This window comes from Peribacillus sp. SIMBA_075 (genome assembly GCF_046534585.1).
On sequence record NZ_JAWRYN010000032.1, the window covers coordinates 25,398 to 43,833 of the forward strand.

Sequence of the window (18,436 nt, forward strand, 5' to 3'; positions counted from 1 at the left end):
GATACCGATAAGATTTCCTTTTCCTTTCTTCTGTTTCCCTATACGATTAGATCCTCTATTCGCTTACCTTCCTTCTCTTGCATAGCCGCTATCTCCTATCTATCTTTATCCATTGTGGGTGTTACACCTGGTTGGTCTTGGCGCCTTGCCCCGTGCCAAGCATGGGTGGGGTTGATAGAAATTCAACAGCGATTAGGACATACAGATATTCAAACAACGATAAACTTCTATGCTCATACGACTGACTACATGAAAGAAAAGGCCTCCCAGCAGTTCAATAAACTGATGGAAGACCTTCACTTTAAAAATATTTACATGTTAGGTGAGCATCCATTTCTAAATCCTCGTTAAACCCCTATATTTCAAGGGATTTAAGCAATTATTACATTATGCCGCCCGTATGGTGAGAGTGTGTAATATTTTTAACGATATGTGCTAAAAATGTGTTATAGCAAGGTTTTTGCTAATCAGTGGTGTAACATCTTTAACGTTATCGTTTTCCGCTTGATTGCGTTAACAAATTGTTAGCGTGTCTTTCCTTACAAACATTCTTCATTTTTCCTTTCGAACTTACCAAATAAAGTTTCCGTATGAACTTTATGCGAATGCCATTTAAAAATTAGAATCCATTTTCTACTAACCATTTCATAATGCTTTCTCTCTTGTCTTAATATCATTATGCATGCTCTACAGATGGCGACTCTCTGCAGATGGCCGCCAGAGCCTTGAGTGATCGTATTATCTGCAAGCTTTTCAATTCCGATATACCGCATTTTTATCCGCATCTTTTGATACAAGAGCAGGAAACATAACATTGTCAATCAATGACAGATTTTTCACAAGTTTATCAAATTTATTCATTTCAAATTCATGAACGCTTATTGAGAGATGGCTGTTTCTTTTGTCACTTTCTATCACTGCCAGTTTGTGTGAAAGACTCCTGCTAAATCACGTCGTTCATAGGTATGTGCACCAAAATAATCACGTTGTGCTTGCAAAAGGTTAGCATTTGAGATGCCTTTTCGATAACTATCGTAATAAGTGAGTGAAGCGCTTAAACATGGAAACGAGATACCGGAGTTTATTCCCTCACAGACAACCTTTCGCAATCCTACCTGGTAATCCGTAACCTTTTCGGCAAAATATGGTGAGATTAATAAATTAGCCAGATTCGGCTGCTCTTGATAGGCTTCGCTAATGACGTTTAAAAATTCTGCACGAATGATGCAGCCACCGCGGAAAATCAGCGCAATATCCTTTAAAGGCAAATCCCAGCCGTAAAGTTCAGAAGTCATTTTATATTGAGTAAAACCTTGCGCGTATGCACAAACTTTTCCCATATATAATGCTTGTCTAATATAGTCAATCCACTCATTTTTATCTAATTTTTGCTGATCGTTCTCAGGGCCTGTTAGAATATGTTCTGCATTGACCCGTTCTTCTTTTAAAGCGGAAATGTAACGAGCAAACAAAGACTCTGTAATAATCGATGCTGGTATTCCGTTATCAATAGCTTGCATGCTGGTCCATTTGCCTGTACCCTTTTGTCCTGCTTTATCAAGAATCACATCGATCAAGGGTAAGCCCGTTACTTCATCTTTTTTCCTTAAAATTTCAGCAGTGATTTCGATTAAATAACTTTTCAGTTCGCCTTGATTCCATGTTTCAAAGATGCCCGCAATTTCATTAACTTCAAAATGCAGCTTTTCTCTTAAAAATGTATAGGCTTCGGCGATTAATTGCATATCTGCATACTCAATCCCGTTATGTACCATTTTTACAAAATGACCTGCTCCTTTTGGACCGATATAGGTACAGCAAGGGTCATCATTTACTTGTGCTGCGATTTTTGTCAGAATTGGAGCTACTTTTTCATAGGCGTCTTTATCTCCACCCGGCATGATTGAAGGTCCTTTTAACGCCCCGACTTCTCCACCAGAAATACCAATTCCCAAATAACTGATTCCTTTAGATTTCAATTCATCATATCTGCGTTCAGTATCTTCGTAATGGGAGTTGCCGCCGTCCATGATAATATCGCCTGATTCAAGATGAGGAAGCAATGAATTGATCACCGAGTCGATCGGCTTGCCCGCAGTCACCATTAGAAAAATCTTTCTTGGCGTTTCCAGTGACTGAACAAAGTCCTGGATTTCGTAATACGGATGGAGCGACTGACTGTCCAATTCAGCAACAAGTTGATCCGTTAAATCTCTTGTGTAGTTATAGACAGCTACTTTTTCCCCCTTACTAGCCATATTTAAAGCGATATTACTGCCCATTACCCCTAAACCAATGACACCAATTGAATTGTACATTTAATTTTCTGCTCCTTCTATGTAAGAATAATAGGCAGTAAATCCCTACTATAAGTGGGGATTTACTGCCGGGAAAGGCCTATACAAATAAGCTTAGTAATAGAATAAACCCTAATCCGGCTACTGAAATAATCGTCTCAAGCAAGGTCCATGTTGCAAATGTTTCTTTCATGCTTAAACCAAAATACTCTTTAAACATCCAGAAGCCAGCATCGTTAACGTGTGAAGCGATTAAACTTCCCGCTCCTGTAGCAAGTACAACTAGAGCAAGGTTAACGTCAGTCTGACCTAACATCGGAATTACTAAACCAGCTGTCGTTAAGGCAGCAACGGTAGCAGATCCTAAGGAAATACGCAGGATTGCCGCGATGATCCAGGCAAGCAGGATTGGTGATAATGATGTTCCTTTGAATAATTCAGCTACATAGTCACCTACACCGCCATCGATCAATACTTGCTTGAAGGCTCCCCCGCCCCCTATGATTAAGAGCATCATTCCGATATGCAAGATTGCTGAGGTACAAGAATCCATAATATCTTTCATTGGAATCTTTCTTGCTAATCCCATTGAATAGACCGCAAATAATAAGGAAAGCAACATGGAAGTACCGGCTTCGCCAATAAAACGGATAGCTGCCAGTAAACCATTATCCTCAAATCCCATTGTTTTTTGCATCAAAGTGATAATCGTAGCAATTGACATTAATATAACCGGAAGTAAAGCGGTAAATACACTGATTCCAAATCCAGGTGTGTCTTCAAGTTTAAAAGATTTTTGTTCTCCTAAAGAGGCAATGCTGCCTGTTTTCGTAAATGAGTCAGGTACTAATCTTTTAGCTATCTTTGTAAATACTGGTCCAGCTAAAATAACGGTTGGTACCGCAATGATGAAGCCGTACAATAAAACCTGACCAATGTCTGCACCATATTCACCAGCGATAACGGTTGGTCCCGGGTGCGGCGGTAAGAAACCGTGAGTCACGGATAATGCCGCTACCATTGGAATACCAAGATATAATATCGAAACTTTTAATTCTCTTGAAATCGCAAATACGATTGGAATTAATAATACTAATCCCACTTCAAAAAATAACGCGATACCGATAATAAATGATGCTGCTACGACTGCCCATTGAATATTCTTTTCACCGAATTTTTTAACAAGGGTCATGGCAATGCGCTGCGCGCCCCCTGAATCTGCGATTAACTTACCCAACATCGCTCCAAGTCCAAAGATTAACGCTAAGTGACCAAGTGTTCCGCCTAATCCTGCTTCAATGGTTTTGACAATTCCATCAAGTGGCATCCCAAGTGCTAAAGCCACTCCAAACGACACAATGATTAAGGAAATAAAGGTGTTTAATTTTAAGCCCATTATTAAAATTAATAAAGCGACAATTCCTAAAGCGACAATAACTAATGGCATCGTAATTCCTCCATGTCTTTACTTTGCAGCATTTATTAAGTTTCTTTGATAATTCGCAACCTGTGTATATTCGTTTTCCAATACCCTTGATAGGTTAATAAAAATCGGCAGTAGTTGCCTATATTCTTTTACAGAATCAGCTATCGGTGTGTGCTTGTGGGTATTGCCTATCATTTCTGAAACTACTTCGAAGGACTCAATTTCCCCGGTGGCATATAACCCCAATATACAAGCACCCAGGCAGGAACTTTCGTAGCTTTCCGGAACCACGACTTCCGATTCGAAGATATCGGACATCATTTGCCGCCAAACAGCCGACCTAGCGAAGCCACCCGTAGCTTGGATTCGGGTCACGGGACCGTCCATGCATTCGGTTAAGGCTAAAAATACTGTGTATAAATTGTAAATGACTCCCTCTAGAGCCGCTCGAATCATATGTTCTTTCTTATGCGACAGTGTTAATCCGAAAAATGAACCCCGTACGTCCGGATTCCATAATGGTGCACGTTCACCTGCAAGATATGGATGGAATAACAATCCATCAGCCCCTGGTCTTACACGTTCGGCAATCTTGGTTAAAACTTCATAAGCGTCGATTCCGAGTCTTTTAGCTGTTTCTACCTCGGATGAAGCAAATTCATCGCGAATCCAGCGGAGGACCATCCCGCCATTGTTTACCGGCCCGCCAATCACCCAATGCTTTTCCGTTAAAGCATAGCAAAAGATTCTTCCTTTTTCGTCTGTTTTCGGCTCGTCAATAATCGTCCGAATCGCACCGCTTGTCCCAATCGTGACAGCGATTTCACCTTTCCGGATTGCGTTTACGCCTAGATTTGAAAGAACACCATCACTTGCCCCAATGACGAAAGAGGTTTCTGGGTCAATCCCAATTTGTTTGGCTAAATCCGGATCACAGTTGTTAAAAATCTTTGTTGTTGGTACGAGCGCAGATAATTGACCACGCGTTATTCCAGCAATTCTTAGGGCTTCCTCATCCCAATCCAAATTTTTGAGATTCAACATGCCCATGGATGACGCAAGGGAATAATCGACAACATATTGATCAAAGAACTTTTTAAAGATATATTCTTTAATCCCGATGTACTTTTTAACTTTGGTTGCAATCTCTGGGCATTCATTTACAATCCAGGTGATCTTGGATAATGGTGACATCGGGTGTATAGGTGTTCCGGTTCGTTTATAAACTTCATGCCCATCTAATTCATCTTTTATTTTATGGGCCCAAGCTTCACTGCGATTATCTGCCCAAGTGATACAAGGGGTTAGCGGCTGGTCATTTTCATCCATAGCTATAACACTATGCATCGCACTGCTAAATGAAATGAATGATAGTTTTTTATCTGAATGCTGTTTCGTTATATTTGAAAAGGCTTTCAAAACAGCCTGAAAAATCTCCTCAGGGTCTTGTTCCGCCGTTGTCATATCAGGTGTGTAAAGAGGATAACCAATATTCTCTTGCTGAATGACATCGCCTTTTTTCGTAAATAAAACAGCTTTTGTACTTGTTGTACCGATATCTACACCTAACATATAGCTAGTCATTTTCTTGTTCGACCCCTTTTGAAAGCATCTGTTGGGACATCCATAAGTCTTCAACTTTCTCTTGAACATCATCAAAATTTTTATGTAACGACTTAATCATAAGGTCTCGATCTTTTGTTTTGATCGCATCAATATAAAGTTGATGATTATTTATGATCCGTGTAAAGTCTTCATACTTTTCTTTAAAACGACTCCGCATGGATAGAAGAATCAAACTTTCCATCACAGATTTTAAATTATCCCAGATCATCAGGATGTAGGAATGATTGATGGACCGAATAATTGTTTCATGGAATATGACATCCTGATTGGAAAACTCATCAGCATCTCGGTATTTTATGGAAATTTTCATCATTTCTAATATTTTACTAAGTTCCATTACTAATTCATTCGTGTCCATTCTTACTAGCCGTTCAAATACAAACGTCTCGATGAGTAAACGCACATCATAAATTTCTGCATATTCTTTTTCTGTTAAACCAATGACAACCGCACCCATTCTTTCTAATCGGATGATATTTTCAGATGCCAGTATTTTTAACGCTTCACGAATGGGTGAGCGGCTAACACCGAAATCAGCAGCTAATTTATTTTCGGATAGGATGGTACCGCTTTCAATCATACCCGAAATAATACGCATTCTAAGTTCAGATGTTACACGATCACCAGCTGAAGCTTTTGAAAGCCATTTTACAGGATAAAGAAATTCCTTTGATTCGACCATAAATTCACCTTCTAATAGAGTTCAAGTACACTTGTATACAAGTATTATAATCAAAAAAATTAATAATGCAAGCGCTTTTTTTTTTGAATTTAACTAGATTCTCGTTAATAAAAGTCAAAGTTTATTGGGGAGTTTGGAAGGTTCTAGTGCAAAAATAATGAAATAGAAACATAGAATGGTAATATCCTGTTAACTTTAGGATTAAGCACCTACTCTGAACAACTTATGAATCCCAAATCAACCTCATTTTGTGCAGACTTTGCCTGTTGATGAGATTGATTTTTTTTAAACCATACGCTTACTTCGATACCACTCAAAATATAGGTGGCTGTTCGAAACGATTTCATTCCCAACATGGAATTTTGTCTTCACTGACAACAAATAAGAAAAGGCCTCCCGTCAGTAGACTGTGGGAGGCCTTCTACTTTAAAGATATTCACATGTTAGGTGAGCATTCATTTCTGAATCCTCGTTAAACCCCTATATTAAGGGATTTAAGCGATGATTACATATCTATGTCGCCTTCATCATACTGGGCGTCAACCTCTGGGTTATAGTAAATCAGTTACATACACTGTTAATTTCTAAAGGAGGCATAATAACATGAATGAAACACATGTGAATTGGTTTGATGTAGGATATCAAATTACTATATTCATATTCATGGTTGCTTTAATTTCTTTCATTGTCTATTTGGTAAAAAGAAAAAAGCGTAATAAAAAATCTAACTCTTAATATCCAAGTTTAGAGATATAGTGGCTCAAGACACACTGGAAACGCCTTTAAGGCGGTGAAATATAGCCAAAGTTTTTCTTTACTTCACCATCGATATCGAAATCAGGCAGTTCCCGTAAACAACCATCTCCTAATGTCCCTTCTAAAAACTCCCTGTTTTTATCATTCGAGGCCATCCAGTGTTCGCATTGAGCAATGGTGGCTAGTTCTTTTAGATGGAATTGTGCTTTTGAATGAAGAGAAAGGCTTTTCGTATCGATCGGAGAAGAAATTCAATCCTAGTTATTCTGATAATAACCGCTAACCACTGGTATTCAAAAAGTCCCGCAAGACTTCATTCTGCGGGACTTTTTTGAAAGATGCCTTTCTCTTATCAAGGACTATTTTTTATTTTGTGGTTCTGGAAGCATGGTAGAGATGGATAAAGGATAGAGGACATTAACACCAGGAATTAAAGATTCTAATGTCCTCTAATGCTTAACCAAAAAGAATTTTATTATTTCCGCTAAAGTTTAAATGTAAAAGTTACAGGTGTCTTGGGGTTACCCGTTATTCCAGAATATGGCCCAATTGTTGAATAAAGATCAGACAGCACTCTTCAACTAAACTGCCCCGTTAGTTGTATAAAGGAGTATCGCCAACATTTCGGAAATTTTGTACGCTAAGCAAATTCAAACATAAAAAAGTCGAATTCCCTGTACGTTAAGGAACCGACTTTTTTATTTGACTTCTTCAAGTAAAGCACCCGATAGTTTAAGAAGAAATCTTTAAAGTTGGAGGTCTAAATCATTTAAAGTCCCATTCAATATTTATCTGATTTTCTCCGCCAACTCTAAAATAATTCCCTCTGGACCACGAACGTAGCATAACTTATAACTTTCTTCATATTGCTGTATCTCACTAAAGATTTCCGTGCCTTTCTTTTTCAATTTTGCAACAATAGCTTCAATATCTTCAACAGCAAAGCAAATATGTCGGATACCCAGCGTATTTGCCAAAGGTTGCTGAATATCTTTTTCATCTGACGGCGTATAAAATTTGACTAGCTCTATCCATGCCTGACCATCTGGCATCCCCAATCCTACACATGCCGTTTTAACATCATTAAGCCCAACTATTCTGTCCAACTGTTCTCCATCCAATTCCCATTCCGCTTGTACTTCAAGTCCTAAATCAAGAAAAAACGCTTTAGCCTCTGAAAGATCATTTACGTTTATACTCACATGATCTATTCTATTGATCTTCATATCTCATACCTCCTATATTCCTGTTATTTTCAATACCTGTATTCGTGTAAAGTTTGTTTGAAATTCTAATTCGCTTAAAACAGAAAATATCCTTCTTCAACAAACCTGCCCCTTTAGTTGCATAATCGAGTAGGGAGAAAATAAGTTTATTTTCGCCCCTCTCACAACACCGTACGTACGGTTCGCGTATACGGCGTTTCAATTTAAATCACAGTGTGTACTTTTAGATAATGTTCTAAAGCAGAGGACACAAGCGTGAGCAGATGGAATTGAAAATGAAACAACGGTTAGTATATGAGAATCAAGATTTCATTTTTGCTGAAAACATCGGGCATCCAAGGGTTATGAAGCAAGTGGTATTGCGTTTACAGCGTTTAATGAAGCATTTGGATGTAGACAAGCACATCACTCCACACAGCTTAGACATACCCACACATCCCTTCTCATTGAAGCTGGGGCAGGCGTAAATGAGATTCAAGAAAGATTAGGGCATTCAGACTTAAATACACCAATGATATTCCACAAAGCACGGCCATATACAAAAAAGCTCGACCCAAAAGGCACATTATATGCCTTTTGGGTCAGCTCCTTTTCTCATTATTTCATCAGCTTTGCTACTGGCTTCGAAAGAAGCAATAGTACAATACCTAAACCAATTGTTACAAAACCAATTACACTGAAGATTTCCAGGTAACCTAAAGACTGCGTATATGCAGCTAATTGGCCGGCTACCATATTAGCTACCGCGGAACTTGCCAGCCATACTCCCATTAGAAGAGAGGCAAGCTTGATTGGAGCAATTTTGCTTACCATTGATAAGCCAACTGGTGAAATCATTAATTCGGCTAATGTATGAAGGAAATACGTTACAATCATGAACAGGATATTTACTTTCAGCGCTGTATCGTTTCCTGTATACATAACAGCAGGAAGCAGTACTAAGAAACCTAAACCAACAGTGACCAAACCAAGAGCCATCTTCGTTGGAGTTTTTAAGTCACCGCGTTTTGAGCTGCCAAGCTTGTACCATAAAGCAGACATGATTGGCGCTAAAATCACGATGAATAATGGGTTCAATGATTGGAACCAAGCAGTCGGAACCTCAAAACCAAATACAGTCCGATCAATTTGGTCATTAGCGTACAATGTCAATGAACTTCCTGCCTGCTCGAAAGCGGCCCAGAACGCAATAACGAAGACTGCCAAAATCACGATTGCCGCTGTACGTTTTTGTTCTCTTTTCGTTAACGGTGCAGCTGATTTTTGACCAGCTGTAACTTCCGGTTTACCAGTAGGTTCTTTACCGATATCGCCTAAATAACGATTGCCTAATAAGTTGAAAACTAACTGCCCTACAATCATGCCAATTGCTGCTGTCAGGAACCCATATTTATAGCTCATAAGTCCAACTATTAATGGTGCGAAGAAAGCCCCAACGTTAATACCCATATAGAAGATGGTGAAAGCTCCATCACGACGCGGATCGTTGTCTTCATAAAGATCACCAACAATTGTCGAGATGTTTGGCTTGAAGAAACCATTACCGACAATCAATAAACCAAGACCAATGTAAAGCGCCGTCAAACTCTGACTTGCGAATAGCGAAAAGTTACCAAGCGCCATTAAAATGCCACCAATCGTAATCGCCAATCTTCTGCCTATGAAACGGTCAGTTAAGTATCCGCCAATCATTGGCGTAATATAAACGGCACCAGTAAAGAATCCGTATATGCCCATAGCCGTAGATTTGTCGACTCCAAGCCCGCCGTTTACAACAGTTGCCGTTAAGTAAAGAACAAGGATTGCCCTCATTCCGTAATAACTGAAGCGCTCCCATGCCTCAGTCGCGAACAGCATATACAATCCAAGAGGATGCTTTTTCCTGGACGGGTTTGGCTGCTGAACTTCTTCTTTTAATAGTGCTTGCATAATAAAGTCCTCCTCAATATGGTTGAATATTAAACCATCCACCAATCGTTTACATTCACAATATAATTGTATTTTTTTATTAGATCTAACGCTGAAGGTCACCCAACCCATCTTCAGTAAGCGTTTTCATTTCCGATCTTGTCTCCGGTGCAAAATGAATCAGATAGCAAACTTCCAGAATGTTCGGTGTTTACACTATATTTTCGTGTTTATTTTGATAACATTTAAGGTTACACCAGTACCGAGTCAACGTTCTTAGTCCACTAACAATGTCACCCCTCTGTGTAATCAATCTCTCTAAATGAAAAAATTCTTATTGCTTGAAAAAGGAGGTTCAATGAAAGTATGTAAACTTTCAAGAATATTTAGTGTTGTAAAATAATTTTATATTATCAGAAAATATAAAAATACAGAAAAAAAAGAAAAAAAGTCTTGCTGGATTAGCGGTCTGTGCAGCAACAGGGGCCCCCATCATAATAAAAAAACTGCCTTGTATTAAGGCAGTTTCTTAGTCAACAATCCATTGATATAAATTTTTCGGTCTTCCTATTTTTTGATAACTCACAATAATTTCCACTTTTCCTTCATCAAGTAAATGCATAATATAGCGATAGACGGTCGGATAAGCCAAACCAACTTCTTTAGAAATTGTATCAACAGAAAAAGGTTCACGATTAGAATGTAAAAAATCACTAATGTGACGAAGTGTTCTCTTACTAATTCCCTTTGTAACAAATACATCCTTTTCTTCACTGAATTTTTGCTGCGTAGCTGATTGAGTTAATTTTGCAAGGCGGGCATGCAGTTGAATTCTTGAAATCAAATCAGGCGCTTTTACGGGCTTTAAGGCAAAATCCGTTGCGCCTGCTTCAAGAAAGCGATCAGCAATTTCCTGTCGTTCATCGACTGTCAATACAAGAATCGGAACATCAGCATTAAGGGTACGGAGCTCACCCACCGTTTTTATTCCGTCCATTTCCGGCATATGATAATCAACTAAAACAACATCTGCTCCTTTTTCTGCAAACACATTTAACCCTTCTTTTCCGTTGTTAGCCGTATCTACATTCCAGCCGGCAAATTCACAAATTTCACTTAGCATATATTGAATTGATGCATCATCATCAATGACTAAAATGTTCATCTTGACACACTCCTCTCGGCTAGTTTAATCCAAATTGTTGTCCCGTGTCCAAGCTTGCTGTCAATTTCTAAAGATGCACCATGCCCTTTAGCAACTTGTCGTACGAAAGCTAATCCCATCCCTGGATGCGATTTCGTACTGAACCCAGCTTTCCATATTTTCTCCTGCTCTTTAGGTAAAATCCCTATCCCATTATCTGATACGCCCAACCAAAGTTCATTTTCATAGTTTTTCACCTTAAGCAAAATCTTGCCATCTTCCACTCCATTCACTGCATCGTAAGCATTGTCAATTAAATTCACTAATGCCCTTGTCATTCGGATTTTATTAATGAAAATTTTAATTTCAGGATCTGTTTGAAAGTCTACCTTCAGATTAAGATTTGTCCCGCTCAGTCTGCTTGCTTCGACATATTCAACTAAATCTTTTATACGGCACCAATGTTTTTTATCATCATATAAAATCTCAGAAATCATGTCGCTAACGGAATGAATCGATGCTGAAATCTTTTGACAATACTCTTTAATTTTAGAATCGTCCACCTTCAAACTAATTAAAGAATTTAGCCCCTCAATTGCTGTGAGAGGCGTTTTTAAATCATGGACCAGATAGAGCGCTTCCCGTCCTGACCTTGACTGCATCGCTTCTAATTGCGCATAATGAAGCTCTTGCTTTATCCGCCACTTTTGTTCAGCTAATGAAAAATACACAGCTAAAATAACAGCATTAATAACAAAAATTAAACACAAAGTTAAACTGTACAATGTTAAAGATTGCTCAAATCCAACTTGAACTGCAATATCTTTTAATTCCATTGAAAGCGACCCTTGGCCAAATCCATATTGGGATAAAGAAGGAATCTCATTCAGCCATTCAATCCCAAAGATTAATTGAGAACAAATAATTGATTTAATAATTGGCTTTAGCCTATCCTTTTCAAAGGCTTGCAATAATAAGATTGCGAATAACAATAACAACGCATAGGCGCTAAATGAGTATGTTAATGAATAATAAGCATTTATCACGATATAGTCGAGAGGAATAACAATAAGAGGAATGATGATTTTTAACCATGGACGGTTTAAACGAGCAGCGATTTCGTCTCCCAACAGCAGTGCACCAATATAATGAAACAAAGCTAAAACTGTATTTAAAGACACTAACAAAAAAACGGCAAGCATTAACTTATTTCCCGTTTCTTCACCTTCTCTTAATGAAATAAGCAAATCAGTAAGACCAATTTCGTCAGGGCCCAACCACGATAATAAGAATACCCCGAATAACATTACACCAATTTTCATCCATATTGTCCAAGACTTCATAAGACTAGATATCATAATCATTTCACCTTTAATTGCTTATAGAATAGAATGATGACCATTCTTTCATATCGGATTTATTTTAAGTTCATGTATACCCTTCCATTATACGCAATTCATCGTAATTATGAAAATTACAAAAAATGGGTTATGGCACAAAGATTCGAACATCTTTGTACATAAAAAGGGCTTCAGATTGGCTGTATAAAAAACACCCTTAGAAAGGATATTGGACACAAAAATTTGGATTATTGATGTTTGTTATAGTAATTTTGCTTGAACTGTTTTCTAACGTCATTTTTAACTGAGGTTTTATTTCATTCACGGATGGCAAATATTCAATAGGTATGTCCCCGTTTCAACGACCTAAGTTATTCAAGGAAAGGGCATGTTTCTGGGGCAAGAAATGCGCTCTAAGGGCGAGTGCCTTTGCATTAGGAAGATTATTGAAGGTAAACAAGAAATAATAAAATATTATCACAAGCCTTCTCGATCAATAGGGTTCTATGTCGCTAGGAAAACAAATATATAGTAATTTTTATTTGTCAAATGGTAGAGAATGCTACTGCAGATTGGCATGATCTTTTTTAAAATGAAAGAGATTTGCGTTGTGTACAATCTCTGTTATATAGTTCATGGTGATTTTTGCAGCCGTTTGAAGATCGTAGCTTTTGCGATTATTTAGAACATTCGTAAACATTCCCTGCCATACTAAAATGGTCAATTCATTAATCGCATCAACGTTTTCCTCTTTAATGTAGCCCTCTCTTAGTGCAATTTCTAAAAAGGATCGCCCTCTTTTTGACACATTACGTTCGAATAGGATAGTCTTTAATTCTTCAGGAATGTTAATCAAATCAGACGGATAGATTTTATAATAGTCTTCGAGCAGCTTTTCAGGTTGATCAGCTAGGTCCATAATAAAAACAGCATGGAAAATTTGTGGTTGCTGAAAAGAGTGATTACAAAAACATTCCCATGCTAATAAGTACTTTTCAATTGGGTCTTTTCCTTTTTCAATATAAACAGCTACCTCATCTGTGTAGCATTTCAAGAATTTCATTGAAGCGAAAAAAATCAAATGGGAGACCTCAGAAAAGTAGTTATAAATGGTAGCGCTATTATAGCCCGCTTTATCCGCAACTTTCCTTATTGTTACATTCTCTAAACCTTCCTCTTCGATAATTTCGGCTGTTGCGTCCACAAAGTATTTCCACATGCGGCCCATTTGTATTTCTTTTTTTTTCATATCTATTCCCCTCACATTTTTAAAAAAGATATAGGTCCATTTCAATCACTGAACCCTATAAAACATAGCTTTCAGTATTCTTATCTATATATTATTGGGGCGTGCTAATCAATAAAGTGCTTAAGGTTAAATTATACCAAACTATGGCATGGAAGCCGAAAGAACATTAGCCCACCATGGAAACGTATAAAAATAGAAAGCTGGCAAAAAACAAAACGTTTATCGCCAGCCTTTTTACATTTTGGGGGATCTTTAAGAAAACCCAATTATTCTATCACTTGGGTACCCTCTTGCCTTTTGCTAACTAGCTTTCATTTCTCTCTTAAGGAGCGAAATCTCTTTTCGTTTTTCTTTCGTTACTCTTTGCCAAATTATAGCCGTAATCAACCCAACAATCGTCAAGCCTAATAAAATTGTAAATAATACCTTATAACCGTCTGTACCACTCCAGTGGTCCAAACAAGCACCTGCAACAATTGGCATAAAGATTTCTCCGCTATACCCAATAATCATCAAGGGCATGGCAACTGTTCCTGTTGTTTCGACAGGATAGTCTCCTTCCACCAAAATAGCGAAGTGCGTTGCCTGTAATGCATACATTGATATATAAATAATCGCTATAAAAACTAACAGTAATAAGATGAAAGAAGGCTTTCCGGGTAATACGATGAGAGCAGCTAAACCGATTGCCAGAACACAGTAGCCAATTATGACCATATTCGAAATACCAATTCGATCCCCGATAATCCCAGAGCCGAAACTTCCAATTGGGCGACAATATTGTGAAAAGTAACCCAAAGCAGCGGCAATTATTGTTGAAGCACCAAAGGCGGCCGTTGCATAAGGCGTAATATAATAGAAACTATTAATCATCGCATAAGACGTTAAAATAAGAATGGCTGCCAACCAGGTTGTTGGCATTTTGAGAATCCTCAAAAGTATTGCCCAATCAAATTTTTTATCCTCCTTTTCTTTTATTTCATCACTACTGTTGTTACCATCTGGTTCCTTATAAAGTAACATAATCATAAACCCTAAAAGAATACACATCACGGAATAAAAAATAATCACAGAAGACAATGCCAGCTTGTCACTCAGTTGCTTTGCTAAAATGGCGAAGAGTCCTAATACCAAAGCAGATTCGATAACTTTGGCAGCTCCGCGTCCGCCTTCAAAAAAGCCGAATGCCTTTCCTTGTTCATTTTCAGATGCTAACGAACGGACGGCTTTTATTAACGCTACCCAAAAGGTCATGATGGATGTTATTCCCCAAGCTGCATAGATTAGCAGCAACACAGGGTAAGGGGGATACAATAGTAAAGTAAAGCCTAGAATCCCTGTCGCAAATAAAGATATGGACAACAAGTGCTTCGTTCTCCATCGATCTGCCACATACCCTCCAAAGATATAGGAAATCAAACAGCAAACTCCATAAGCACTGCCAAGCGTACCCATTTGTGTATTGGTTAAGTGAAAGGCATTTAAGAATACATCATAATAATAGTTTCGAAAATAAGGCAATGTATAAATCATTTCACCTGCAATGATTAATATGACTAGAGTAGGTATATTTTTCTTTAGTTTACCTTTCATCTCTTTTCTCTCCAATCCCTGGCTTTTTAAAGTCCTGAACGCTCAATCTTTTGATCCCAATTCTTATGGAATGCCGGTCGGCCGTTTTCTTTAACATCCATTTCCCCAACAATCATAAAGCTTTCTGCATCAGAAGTTTGCGTAACGGTAATGTCAGCTTCAATCCACCAACCCTCACGTCCAATCCTCATTTTTTGACAAATGGTATATTTCGCCGAAAGAGGATTAGCATTGCTTAATGTCAACTCTCTTCTCAAATTGTGTTCAACCGTAACACCGATGTCATCAAAGCGATAGACCCCTTCACCAAATACCCCTCCTACACCATCGGTTATGCAAGTCCATGTGTCCGTTAAAATATCGTATGAAATGGAACGATCGACCTTTCCCTCTGAAAGTATAGTTGTCGGAGTTAATGGCGCGCTTTGAGGACTCATATTCGGTCCAGATACCCGGCTTCCTTTAAAGATTGGTAATGAAAACTTTGCGGTTTCAAGATTCAGAGTAAGTGTTGCATCCTCAGGCATTGGCCAAAACATTGGCCAAAAAGTTGTTGCAATAGACAAACGTATCCGGTGCCCGGCTTTAAATTTATGCCCGCAACAGTCTAAATTAACAAATGCATTTACCTTTTCACCAGGGGTTAACAAGTCTACTTGATCATGTCCATTTAAATGGGTTAAATTCATTACTCCATAAGAAACACGGGTAACGGCTCCATCTGGTGCCACATCTGATAGTTGTGCGAAGAGCATAGCCTTTGGCCTGTCACTTGTGATTTGTACTTCAAATCTTGGATAACCAACTATTTCTAATGGGTCTTTTAAGACATCCCCTTCAAATACCATCGCCATACCATCATCCAATCGTTGGTCTGACGGACTTTCCCCCTGTACTCCGGCACCCATCCATTCACCTGATAAAAGGCCGTGATTTAAAGGTGTTTTTAATAACGCTCGCTCTTCTGTTTCATCTCTTTCTTCTAGCAATTTACCATGAGTCAATTGATAAGTTTGCGTTAGCACTTCATTTGATGGCCAGGAATCGAGTCCAACCCACTCTCCTTTACTTACTGGTTTAATGGAAGAAGGAGGCATACTTTCCTCAAGCCATACATTCACCATTGGTCCATCCATCGCATCGTTCTCTTTTCCTTTTAGCCAATGGTCCCACCATTTAACAGCTTCTTGCAAAAAGCCCATTGCTGGTCCTGGAACTCCATCATGAGGGTATACGTGTGCCCAAGGGCCAATAATCCCCTTTCTGGGAACTGAAAGCCCTTTCATTAAACTTAATACGGTATTCGTATAAGAATCTTCCCAACCATCGATTGCTAGAACTGGGACTTCAATGTCATCGTAATTTTCACAAACTGATCCATGCTTCCAATAAGCATCTCTCGTTTGGTGCTCCATCCATTGCGCCATCCATAAAGGCATTTCCTCTAATCTTTCCAGCCATTTTTCACGCCAGCTATCCCCAACTATATGAGGGTCAAGCGGACGCGCCTGATAGGCCAGCATAATGGCCCCCCACCAGAAATTATCATTTAAGAGGCAGCCGCCTTTATAGTGGATATCATTGTTATACCGGTCATCGGTAAACCCGAGTGTAATAATTGCTTTTAAATTTTGGGGTCTTCTGGCTGCAACTTGAAGCGAATTAAAGCCCCCCCATGATTTACCCATCATACCGATATTTCCATCACACCAAATTTGCTTTGAGATCCAATCAATAACTTCCAGAGCATCATCTTGTTCTTGCTTTAAGTATTCATCCCTTAGCAGACCATCGGATTCTCCCGAGCCTCTCATATCCACTCTGACAACTGCATATCCATGCCCGGCAAAATAACCATGCATCGGTTCATCTCTTGCCCTTGTACCGTCTGTTTTCCTGTAAGGAATATACTCTAAAATGGCAGGTACTTTTTGCCCTTCCCTAATCTCAGGCAACCAGATACGACTTGAAAGTCTAGTTCCATCTTTTAAAACAATCCAAGTGTTTTCAATGTTTTGAACCGCATAAGGAAAATTAGTGATAATTTCTTTTTCTTTATACTCTGACATTTTCCAACCTCCTCTTAGTCATTTTCATCCGCCATAAAGTAGTCATTATCTTTATTTTCAACTCACTATTAGCGCCTAAATTTTTAATCGTAATTACAAAACAATCAAAGTAATTTTATAATCATGATTATATTTGTGAAATTAGTATATCACCCGAAGATATGTTAAACAACTTAAAATTTTCAGAATTATTATATTCAATTTTTACTTTACATAAAAAGAAAAGGCCTCCCACAGTAAACTGTGGGAGGCCATCAACTTTAAAAATAATCGCATGTTAGGTGGTCACTCATTCTAAATCGTCGTTAAACCCCTATATTAAGGGATTTAAGCGATGATTACATCATGCCCGCCCATCTAAAAGTGGTTTTTTACTCTTAGATGGACTGGAAAATTCTTGGTGTAACCTGAATTTTAAGAATCGAGATTCTATACGTTGGAATGAAAAATAAAAATTGGGTTAGCAGAAAAGTTTGCAACCCTAGATGGTGAATTTTTAAATCATTCAAACCCCTATTAATTTCAAAAGGAGAGATTATCATGAAATAGAAAAAAAACCTCTACATTGATTGGCTGATATTCAATACCTACTTTTCAACGAAAAGGTGTTTTTACTTTTCTCATTTTTCAGGTCAGTGCAACTATAGAAAAAGGGGTGTCTCGCTTTTGCATATTTAGTTAGTTTGCCGAAATAATATAAATATACTGATGCTTTTTGAGATTATACTTTATTGTTCCAAGAGGTAATTACATAAATCAACTTGAAAATATTGATTTCTCAAGGATTTAATTAGATAAATAGGGTTCACATCAATATTTACATGTAACAATGCCTTTTCAAAGGTATCCATGGACACTAAAGGATTATCTCCTAATAATGATGCAATGGCTGCTTCATATTTACCCTTTTGGTAAGTACCTTCTTTTTTATCTTCTAAAGCATGAAGTATATCAAAAATTACCTTTGAATCCTTTTCACTCAGGTCATTATTCAAAATGAAATGAAAAAAAGTATATTGTTCAGGATTTTTATCCAAAGCAATTGTAAGTAATAACTTTTGATGATATTTCATCTTTTTAAATTCATCTATTAACTCATCCATTAAATTCAACTCCTACT

15 protein-coding genes and 1 pseudogene are annotated in these 18,436 nt (G+C 38.1%); 2 read left to right on the forward strand and 14 right to left on the reverse strand.

From position 1 onward, the window contains the following. Positions 1-914: 914 nt before the first annotated feature. From gnd to SB775_RS34700, 5 genes and pseudogenes are all read right to left on the reverse strand, one after another. Entirely contained in the window at positions 915-2,318 is a 1,404-nt protein-coding gene (gene gnd / locus SB775_RS19530; protein ID WP_410862860.1) for a decarboxylating NADP(+)-dependent phosphogluconate dehydrogenase, read from the reverse strand. Between the two features lie 79 nt (positions 2,319-2,397). Next, entirely contained in the window at positions 2,398-3,744 is a 1,347-nt protein-coding gene (locus SB775_RS19535; RefSeq protein ID WP_089364303.1) for a GntP family permease, read from the reverse strand. Positions 3,745-3,762: 18 nt separating this feature from the next. Then, a complete protein-coding gene (gene gntK / locus SB775_RS19540) occupies positions 3,763-5,307 on the reverse strand; it encodes a gluconokinase (RefSeq protein ID WP_410862861.1) in 1,545 nt (514 codons plus the stop codon). After that, positions 5,300-6,031 carry a GntR family transcriptional regulator gene (locus tag SB775_RS19545; protein WP_089364305.1) on the reverse strand — a complete coding sequence of 244 codons (732 nt, stop codon included), beginning with the start codon at positions 6,029-6,031 and terminating at the stop codon, positions 5,300-5,302. Before SB775_RS19545 ends, gntK begins: the two co-directional genes overlap by 8 nt. 201 nt (positions 6,032-6,232) lie before the next feature. After that, positions 6,233-6,399: pseudogene (locus SB775_RS34700) on the reverse strand (IS6 family transposase); the annotation flags it as partial. A 235-nt stretch (positions 6,400-6,634) separates the two neighbouring features. Between SB775_RS34700 and SB775_RS19550 the strand changes: the two are divergent. After that, positions 6,635-6,766, forward strand: a complete 132-nt coding sequence (locus tag SB775_RS19550) for a hypothetical protein (RefSeq protein WP_286141071.1) — start codon at positions 6,635-6,637, stop codon at positions 6,764-6,766. A gap of 47 nt (positions 6,767-6,813) precedes the next feature. On the opposite strand, the gene SB775_RS19555 is transcribed toward SB775_RS19550, so the two are convergent. Both SB775_RS19555 and SB775_RS19560 read right to left on the reverse strand, forming a co-directional pair. After that, entirely contained in the window at positions 6,814-6,942 is a 129-nt protein-coding gene (locus tag SB775_RS19555; protein WP_286141072.1) for a hypothetical protein, read from the reverse strand. A gap of 633 nt (positions 6,943-7,575) precedes the next feature. After that, positions 7,576-8,013, reverse strand: coding sequence for a VOC family protein (locus SB775_RS19560; RefSeq protein ID WP_061461207.1), 438 nt, complete (start codon positions 8,011-8,013; stop codon positions 7,576-7,578). Positions 8,014-8,371: 358 nt separating this feature from the next. On the opposite strand from SB775_RS19560, the gene SB775_RS19565 reads away from it, so the two are divergent. After that, positions 8,372-8,707 carry a tyrosine-type recombinase/integrase gene (locus SB775_RS19565; protein WP_410862883.1) on the forward strand — a complete coding sequence of 112 codons (336 nt, stop codon included), beginning with the start codon at positions 8,372-8,374 and terminating at the stop codon, positions 8,705-8,707. On the opposite strand, the gene SB775_RS19570 is transcribed toward SB775_RS19565, so the two are convergent. The 7 genes from SB775_RS19570 to SB775_RS19600 all read right to left on the reverse strand — a co-directional run bounded on the left by SB775_RS19570 (position 8,611) and on the right by SB775_RS19600 (position 18,419). Further along, positions 8,611-9,942 carry a peptide MFS transporter gene (locus SB775_RS19570; RefSeq protein ID WP_410862863.1) on the reverse strand — a complete coding sequence of 444 codons (1,332 nt, stop codon included), beginning with the start codon at positions 9,940-9,942 and terminating at the stop codon, positions 8,611-8,613. The genes SB775_RS19565 and SB775_RS19570 overlap by 97 nt on opposite strands. A gap of 508 nt (positions 9,943-10,450) precedes the next feature. Further along, positions 10,451-11,086: a response regulator gene (locus SB775_RS19575; protein WP_410862864.1), complete on the reverse strand. Its 636-nt coding sequence runs from the start codon at positions 11,084-11,086 to the stop codon at positions 10,451-10,453. Next, positions 11,083-12,312: a sensor histidine kinase gene (locus SB775_RS19580; protein ID WP_410862866.1), complete on the reverse strand. Its 1,230-nt coding sequence runs from the start codon at positions 12,310-12,312 to the stop codon at positions 11,083-11,085. The genes SB775_RS19575 and SB775_RS19580 overlap by 4 nt, the downstream gene beginning before the upstream one ends. Positions 12,313-12,967: 655 nt before the next feature. After that, positions 12,968-13,654 (reverse strand): TetR/AcrR family transcriptional regulator, encoded by a 687-nt coding sequence (locus SB775_RS19585; RefSeq protein WP_410862868.1) that lies wholly within the window; start codon positions 13,652-13,654, stop codon positions 12,968-12,970. A 300-nt stretch (positions 13,655-13,954) separates the two neighbouring features. Then, positions 13,955-15,247, reverse strand: coding sequence for an MFS transporter (locus SB775_RS19590; protein WP_410862869.1), 1,293 nt, complete (start codon positions 15,245-15,247; stop codon positions 13,955-13,957). Positions 15,248-15,273: 26 nt separating this feature from the next. After that, complete coding sequence (locus tag SB775_RS19595) at positions 15,274-17,316, reverse strand: CocE/NonD family hydrolase (protein WP_410862870.1); 2,043 nt, start codon at positions 17,314-17,316, stop codon at positions 15,274-15,276. Between the two features lie 728 nt (positions 17,317-18,044). After that, entirely contained in the window at positions 18,045-18,419 is a 375-nt protein-coding gene (locus SB775_RS19600) for a YhaI family protein (protein ID WP_262871071.1), read from the reverse strand. Positions 18,420-18,436: the final 17 nt, after the last annotated feature.

Coding starts and splice junctions, on each gene's coding strand:
- gnd (WP_410862860.1), bottom strand. CDS start 2,318: ATGTACAATTCAATTGGTGTCATTGGTTTAGGGGTAATGGGCAGTAAT.
- SB775_RS19535 (WP_089364303.1), bottom strand. CDS start 3,744: ATGCCATTAGTTATTGTCGCTTTAGGAATTGTCGCTTTATTAATTTTA.
- gntK (WP_410862861.1), bottom strand. CDS start 5,307: ATGACTAGCTATATGTTAGGTGTAGATATCGGTACAACAAGTACAAAA.
- SB775_RS19545 (WP_089364305.1), bottom strand. CDS start 6,031: ATGGTCGAATCAAAGGAATTTCTTTATCCTGTAAAATGGCTTTCAAAA.
- SB775_RS19550 (WP_286141071.1), top strand. CDS start 6,635: ATGAATGAAACACATGTGAATTGGTTTGATGTAGGATATCAAATTACT.
- SB775_RS19555 (WP_286141072.1), bottom strand. CDS start 6,942: ATGGCCTCGAATGATAAAAACAGGGAGTTTTTAGAAGGGACATTAGGA.
- SB775_RS19560 (WP_061461207.1), bottom strand. CDS start 8,013: ATGAAGATCAATAGAATAGATCATGTGAGTATAAACGTAAATGATCTT.
- SB775_RS19570 (WP_410862863.1), bottom strand. CDS start 9,942: ATGCAAGCACTATTAAAAGAAGAAGTTCAGCAGCCAAACCCGTCCAGG.
- SB775_RS19575 (WP_410862864.1), bottom strand. CDS start 11,086: ATGAACATTTTAGTCATTGATGATGATGCATCAATTCAATATATGCTA.
- SB775_RS19585 (WP_410862868.1), bottom strand. CDS start 13,654: ATGAAAAAAAAAGAAATACAAATGGGCCGCATGTGGAAATACTTTGTG.
- SB775_RS19590 (WP_410862869.1), bottom strand. CDS start 15,247: ATGAAAGGTAAACTAAAGAAAAATATACCTACTCTAGTCATATTAATC.
- SB775_RS19595 (WP_410862870.1), bottom strand. CDS start 17,316: ATGTCAGAGTATAAAGAAAAAGAAATTATCACTAATTTTCCTTATGCG.
- SB775_RS19600 (WP_262871071.1), bottom strand. CDS start 18,419: ATGGATGAGTTAATAGATGAATTTAAAAAGATGAAATATCATCAAAAG.